The sequence below is a fragment of the Paenisporosarcina sp. TG20 genome (genome assembly GCF_000286315.1).
Taxonomy (GTDB): domain Bacteria; phylum Bacillota; class Bacilli; order Bacillales_A; family Planococcaceae; genus Paenisporosarcina.
In genome coordinates, this window is record NZ_ALJG01000165.1 from 1 (window position 1) to 6,405 (window position 6,405).

6 protein-coding genes are annotated in these 6,405 nt (G+C 34.5%); 1 reads left to right on the top strand and 5 read right to left on the bottom strand.

Features of this window, described 5'->3' with window-relative positions; translation table 11 throughout:
- Positions 1-298: 298 nt before the first annotated feature.
- The 5 genes from B371_RS0102370 to mutY all read right to left on the bottom strand — a co-directional run bounded on the left by B371_RS0102370 (position 299) and on the right by mutY (position 5,123).
- Positions 299-2,050: an ABC transporter ATP-binding protein gene (locus B371_RS0102370; RefSeq protein ID WP_019412716.1), complete on the bottom strand. Its 1,752-nt coding sequence runs from the start codon at positions 2,048-2,050 to the stop codon at positions 299-301.
- A gap of 174 nt (positions 2,051-2,224) precedes the next feature.
- A complete protein-coding gene (locus tag B371_RS0102375; RefSeq protein WP_019412717.1) occupies positions 2,225-2,764 on the bottom strand; it encodes a DUF402 domain-containing protein in 540 nt (179 codons plus the stop codon).
- A gap of 148 nt (positions 2,765-2,912) precedes the next feature.
- Complete coding sequence (locus tag B371_RS0102380) at positions 2,913-3,248, bottom strand: gamma-type small acid-soluble spore protein (RefSeq protein WP_019412718.1); 336 nt, start codon at positions 3,246-3,248, stop codon at positions 2,913-2,915.
- 65 nt (positions 3,249-3,313) lie between these two features.
- On the bottom strand, positions 3,314-4,060 hold the full coding sequence (gene fabL, locus B371_RS0102385; RefSeq protein ID WP_019412719.1) for an enoyl-[acyl-carrier-protein] reductase FabL: 747 nt from the start codon (positions 4,058-4,060) through the stop codon (positions 3,314-3,316).
- Between the two features lies 1 nt (position 4,061).
- Entirely contained in the window at positions 4,062-5,123 is a 1,062-nt protein-coding gene (mutY, locus tag B371_RS0102390) for an A/G-specific adenine glycosylase (RefSeq protein WP_019412720.1), read from the bottom strand.
- A 162-nt stretch (positions 5,124-5,285) separates the two neighbouring features.
- Between mutY and B371_RS0102395 the strand changes: the two genes are divergently transcribed.
- Positions 5,286-6,263: a metal-dependent hydrolase gene (locus B371_RS0102395; protein WP_026022950.1), complete on the top strand. Its 978-nt coding sequence runs from the start codon at positions 5,286-5,288 to the stop codon at positions 6,261-6,263.
- Positions 6,264-6,405 lie beyond the last annotated feature (142 nt).

The following is a 6,405-nucleotide window of genomic DNA, read 5'->3' on the forward strand; positions in this document are numbered from 1 at the left end:
TTGTTGGGGTGCGAAACTTAAGTTAATTAATATTTTCCCACTATTTATACTAATTCGTTTGAGTAGATAGTAGCTTACTTATCCCTTAATGAGCGCGTCAAATTAGCGATTAGAAGAAACTTATACCAGATTCAAGAAGATGGAAATTAATAGTATTTCAAAAACTTTTCTTGAAAATGGGATTGCCATTCGAAAAAAATTTATACTCTCTTATATTCAAAAAGACGGCATTAAATTCTAAAAACTGAATTTAATGCCGTCTTTATTTTATGATGTCAATAAAGGAGTACCCTTTTAATCAATCAATATCTAGTTGTTGCACTTGAAATAAATTGTAATAAATACCTTTTAAGTTAATTAACTCTTCATGTGTTCCTTGTTCTTTAAGTGTACCATGATCAATAACAAAGATTTGATTGGCATGAGTAATTGTCGAGAGACGATGTGCCACAATGATTGTTGTTCGATTATGCGCTAAACGTTCTAACGAGTCTTGTATTAAAGATTCACTCTCTAAATCAAGAGCAGAAGTTGCTTCATCCAATACTAAGACCGGAGGATTTTTCAGAAAAACTCGGGCTATTGCAACACGCTGCTTTTGACCACCAGAAAGTTTAACACCACGTTCCCCTACTTTCGTGTCAAAACCTTCAGGAAGCGAAATTATAAAGTCATATGCATTTGCTGCTTTTGCTGCTTCAAATACTTCTTCATCTGTCGCATCTGGTCTGCCCATCAATATATTTTCTTTAACGCTATCACTAAATAATATATTATCTTGTAATACTATTCCAATTTGTTCACGTAGTGATTCAATTGTCACATCTCTAATGTCTATGTCATCAATTTTAACTGCTCCGCTCGTTGCATCATAAAAACGAGGAATCATACTTATGATGGTTGATTTCCCTCCACCGCTCATTCCTACAAAAGCAACCGTTTGACCTGGTTCAACTGTAAAGTTCATTTTATCTAGTACTAAGTTATTTTCTTCTTCGTATTTAAATGAAACATTATCGAATTGAAGTTTTCCTTTAATTACTGGCATATTTTTGGCATTCGTTGCATCTTCAACATCATATTTCTCGTCCATTAATTCAAATACTCGGTCCATCGATGCAAAGGCTTGCGTCAAGGTAGTTGAAGAGTTAACTAAACGTCTCAATGGGTTATAGAGTCTTTCAATATACGCAATAAACGCGACCATCGTTCCGACTGATATATTTTCATGGATAACTTGATAGCCCGCATACGCAATAACCAATAATGGCGCTACATCTGTTATTGTGTTTACAATAGCAAAAGCTTTCGCATTCCACTTGGTATGGTCAATTGCTTTTTCTAAAAATTCATCATTCTCTTTATCAAAAATTTTCTGTTCATGTTTTTCTAATGTAAAGCTTTTAATTATGCTAATCCCTTGTATACGTTCATGCAAATAACCTTGAACACTAGCAAGGGCTTGTGATCTCTTTCGAGTTAAATCTCTTAATCGTCCAAAGAAATATTTCACACTAAATGCATAAAACGGGAATGCGAGAAGTGTTACTAAGGTCAGTGGAATATCCATGGTAAGCATAATTGCAATAGCAATCAAAATAGTCGCTAAATCTAGCCATAAATTCATTAACCCAATCATGACAAAGTTTTTTGTTTGTTCCACGTCGTTTATTACACGGGAAATGACTTCCCCAACTCTTGAATTTGAATAAAAACGCAAACTTAAACGTTGCAAGTGGGCGAATAACTCTTGGCGTATGTCATATAATATTTTGTTGCTGACTAGTTGAGCATAATATTGACGGTAGTATTCAATCGGTGGTCTAACAATGAAAAACACGATTGCTGTTCCACCTAACCAATAAAATAACTGTGTAGTCTTTTCACCATTAGTTAATGTATCGACATTAATTATGTCGTCTATGACGATTTTAATTAATATTGGAATGAATAATGGAATGGCAAATTTTACAATTCCAATAACAACCGTGAATACAATTTGCCATGTATAGGGTTTAACAAATTTCATATATCTCTTTGAACTACTCATTCGTTCACATCTCTTCCTGCTAATAAAATAACTAAACAGGCCATTCAGTCCCATATTAGTGCTGGTAACAATAACTCAACACTTTAATCGGTACAAGCCTGTGTAGCAACCTATAATAAATACTTTCTAATTTTTAAAATTTTAAAAAGCCTGTTAAATTCAACAGGCCTCATTTTACTCGCGAATTCTAAGTTGAAATAGATAACGGTTTGTCCACACTTCAATAAAATCCGACGCAAATGGTCCTTTACGTTGCTTAATCCAACTAATTAGTTTTTCCACATTGCGATGTAAAATCGCATCTATAGCATCGGGGTAATTCATCTGTTTTTTATGATCTTCAAATTCGTCTTCATCCAAAATCGTATAGGTCATGTCCGGAAAGACTTTTACATCTAAATCATAATCAATGTATTTTAAAGATTTATTGTCATAGATGAACGGTGAACTAATATTACAATAATAGTAAACACCATCTTCACGCAACATACAAATGATGTTAAACCAATGCTCAGCATGAAAATAACATATAGATGGTTCTCGTGTTAACCAAGTACGTCCGTCAGACTCTGTAACAAGAGTTCTTTCGTTCGCGCCAATGACAATATTCCTTGTTCCTTTCAGAATCATTGTTTCTTGCCAGACGCGGTGGATTTTGCCATTATGTTTGTAACTATGAATTTGAATAGTTTCTCCTTCTGTTGGTACTGACACGTATAAGCCCACCTTTTCGTCAAAGCGCAATATATGTATAAAATTTCACTTTATGTTACTCATTATAAACTACTGTATCATAAAAATCAGCGAAGGCACAAAGCCTTCGCTGATTCATAATGATTATTAAATTATTTTATTGCTTTTTTTAGCGATTAGATTGTGGTCCTGAAGCATTATTTTTCTTTTGAGCTGATTTTTGATTTTGCTTAACTACTTGATTTACATCAGTTTCAGATCCGAATTCTGCTTGAGAATTGAATGCTTGTGATCCATTGCGACGGTTAGCTTGCGCAGATGGAGCATTGTTTTGAGCTGATTGTTGGTTTTGTTGAATTACTTCATTTACGTTTGTTTCCGAACCAAATTCTGCACGTGCATTACCTTGTGCTGAAGCACTTGCTTTATTAGCTGCAGATTGTTGATTTTGATTTCTTACTTTATTAGCGTTAGTCGGCATATTACTATCATTATTGTTTGCCATGAGTTTTTCACCTCCATGACTAATAATGTGTGCAGATAGCGAAATAATATACTTTATTTATAAAATTACATGACAATTGAACGTCCACCATCGACAATAATTGTCTGACCACGAATCATATCTGAATCATCAGAAATTAAAAACATTGCGGTTTTGACCATATCATCAATTTCAACCATTCGACCAGCTGGTGTTTTTTTTCTAGCATCATCTAGTAGTTCTTCTCTATTAGGAAAGTGTTTCAATGCATCCGTATCAAGTGCTCCACCAGAAACTGTATTTACAGCTATTCCTTTTGCTGCAAGTTCAACTGCTAAGTAACGCGTAATTGATTCAATGGCCGCTTTAGACACACCAACAGTAGTATAATTTTCTAAATAGCGAATAGATCCTAATGAACTAATTCCTAAAATTTTCCCGCCACGATCCATTAATTTTGCTGCTTCTTGTGATCCAAATAGCATTGCTTTTGCATTAATATTCATTGTCCAATCCCAGTGAGACTCTTCTAGCTCCATTACGGGCCTAAGAACTCCTGATGCGGCATTGCTAACAAAAACGTCCAAACGTCCAAACTCTTCACGAATTGTTTCAAACATTGCTTTTACCTTTTTAATATCTCCTACATTTGCACGAATAAGCAATGCTTTTTGACCAAGTGCTTCAATTTCCTCAACTGTTTCCAGTGCAGCTGTTTTACTACGTGCATAGTTTACTACAATATCATATCCATTTTTTGCAAGTTCAATCGCTATTGCTTTACCAAGTCCTCTGCTACTACCAGTGACAAGAGCTACTTTATTTGCTGTCATATTATTTTCCCCTTTCAATATATGCCTGCCATATCTTTAACATAGGGACAGGCATTGGTACTTCTTTTATTTCTTCTATTGTTAACCATTTACAATTTTCATACATACTTATTTCCTCTGCATGTCCTGCAAAACACTTCATCTCCCATGTTAAATGAGAAAAGACATGTTTAAAAGTACCTAACTCAATTTCTTTTGAGAAGTTTATTCCATAACGATCTTGCAATAATGAAAAAGAATCTATATTTTTATCTACATGTTCAATCATTGGGAATTGATACATGTTCGCTAAAAGTCCAGATTCAGCTCTTTTTTCCATGAGAATTTGTTTTTTGTCATTTTGGGTAACATAAACATCATAGATCAGTGCTTTCGTTTTTTTATTTTTCGTTTTTACCGGTAATCTATTTTCTTCACCTGCATAAAAAGCGGAACAATTATCACGAACTGGACATAATAAACATTTAGGTGATGTTGGTGTACAAATAACTGCTCCTAATTCCATCAAACCTTGATTGAAAGAAGAAGGATCTTGTGGATCTATAATTTCACTAACTGCTTGTTCAAAAATCTTTTTCGTTTTTGGTAAAGCAATATCTTCTTTAATCAGGAGAACACGCGATAAAACACGCATTACGTTACCGTCTACAGCATGTTCTGGTTTACCGTATGCAATACTTAAAATAGCGCCTGCTGTATAAGGCCCTATTCCTTTTAATGATAAAATTTCATTCCTGGTTTTTGGGACAATGGAGTTATAATTCTCAACTACTTCTCTAACACCTGCTTGTAGATTTCTTACACGAGAATAATAGCCAAGCCCTTCCCATTGTTTTAATAATTTTTCTTCGTCTGCAGTTGCTAAGTCATTCATTGTGGGGAATACTTTAATGAAACGATTATAATATGGTATAACTGTATCTACCCTTGTTTGTTGAAGCATGATTTCAGAAACCCATATTTTGTAGGGATCGGATGTTTCCCTCCAAGGTAGATTTCGCTTTTCTTCTAAGTACCATTTAATTAACGATTTGCGAAATGTATTTTTATTGAAAACAATCATGTTTTACACCTACATTCTGTTGATTACTAGACGAACATTTCGGGTATACAAAATTATAGATAGAAACAAATTAAGAAGTCTAACCCGTTGTAATTTTATCCAAAGTATTTTAAAATGAACAAAATTTATTCGGACAGTTTCCGTTCAAAGGATTTGATAATGTTGGATACAGGTACTCATATTGTGATGGGAATTGCATTAGGTGGTCTAGCCTTAATAGATCCAGTTGTTGCTGATAATCCAGTCACAGCAACTGCTGTTGTAGCGGGAGTGATTGTTGGATCTCTTTCTCCTGACGTGGATACAGTGTTAAAATTACGCAATAACGCCGTATATATTCGGCACCACCGTGGCATTACACACTCAATTCCAGCTGTATTACTATGGCCGTTAGCTATAACAGGCCTCATTCACCTAATAATACCAGAAGCAAACTTACTTCATTTATGGTTATGGACTTTTTTGGCTGTTTTTTTACATGTGTTTGTCGATATATTCAATTCATATGGAACCCAAGCTCTTCGTCCATTTTCTTCAAAATGGGTAGCTCTTGGTGTTATAAATACATTTGACCCGACTATTTTTGGATTGCACGTGGTCGCCTTATTATTTTGGGCTTTCGGAGCAGACCCAGTGATTACAATGCTAATACTATATAGCATTATTTTCTTATATTATTTATTGAGATTCGCTATTCTAAAGGCCGTCAGACATGCGGTTAAAAATACGTTTCCAAATTCAGAAGAGATTATCTTGGCACCTACAATTCGGTTTTTTCAATGGCGAGTTGCAGTACTTACAAAAACACATCACTTTGTAGGAAGAGCTTATGGACGTTCTATCAATATTTATGATAAGTTTGACCGCAAAACGATTCCAGATTCACCTCTGATTAAAGCAGCATTAAAAGATAAAAATTTACAAGCTTTTATTTCATTTTCACCAATTTATCGTTGGGAAATTACTAAGCATGAACACGTTCATGAGGTTCGTTTGATCGACTTGCGCTATCGAAGTAACGATTATTATCCATTCGTTGCAGTTGTCCATTTAAATGAAAACTTAGAGATACTCAACTCTTACACAGGTTGGATTTTCAGTGAAGACAAACTTCATAAAAAATTAGATTTTTTATCTTAAACATGTTAATAATATTAGGCTAAGTAAACCGGGCAAAGTACGCCCGGTCCTTTAAAAAAGGATAAACCTACTGCACTATAACCTGTAGAATAAGACAGCCTTCTATTGAGATCTTGTGATTTCCGGTATGATTTCCGTTACA

Bases quoted from the DNA above. Each gene is read 5' to 3' on its own strand.
- mutY (WP_019412720.1), bottom strand. From the start codon at position 5,123: ATGATTGTTTTCAATAAAAATACATTTCGCAAATCGTTAATTAAATGG.
- fabL (WP_019412719.1), bottom strand. From the start codon at position 4,060: ATGACAGCAAATAAAGTAGCTCTTGTCACTGGTAGTAGCAGAGGACTT.
- B371_RS0102370 (WP_019412716.1), bottom strand. From the start codon at position 2,050: ATGAGTAGTTCAAAGAGATATATGAAATTTGTTAAACCCTATACATGG.
- B371_RS0102380 (WP_019412718.1), bottom strand. From the start codon at position 3,248: ATGGCAAACAATAATGATAGTAATATGCCGACTAACGCTAATAAAGTA.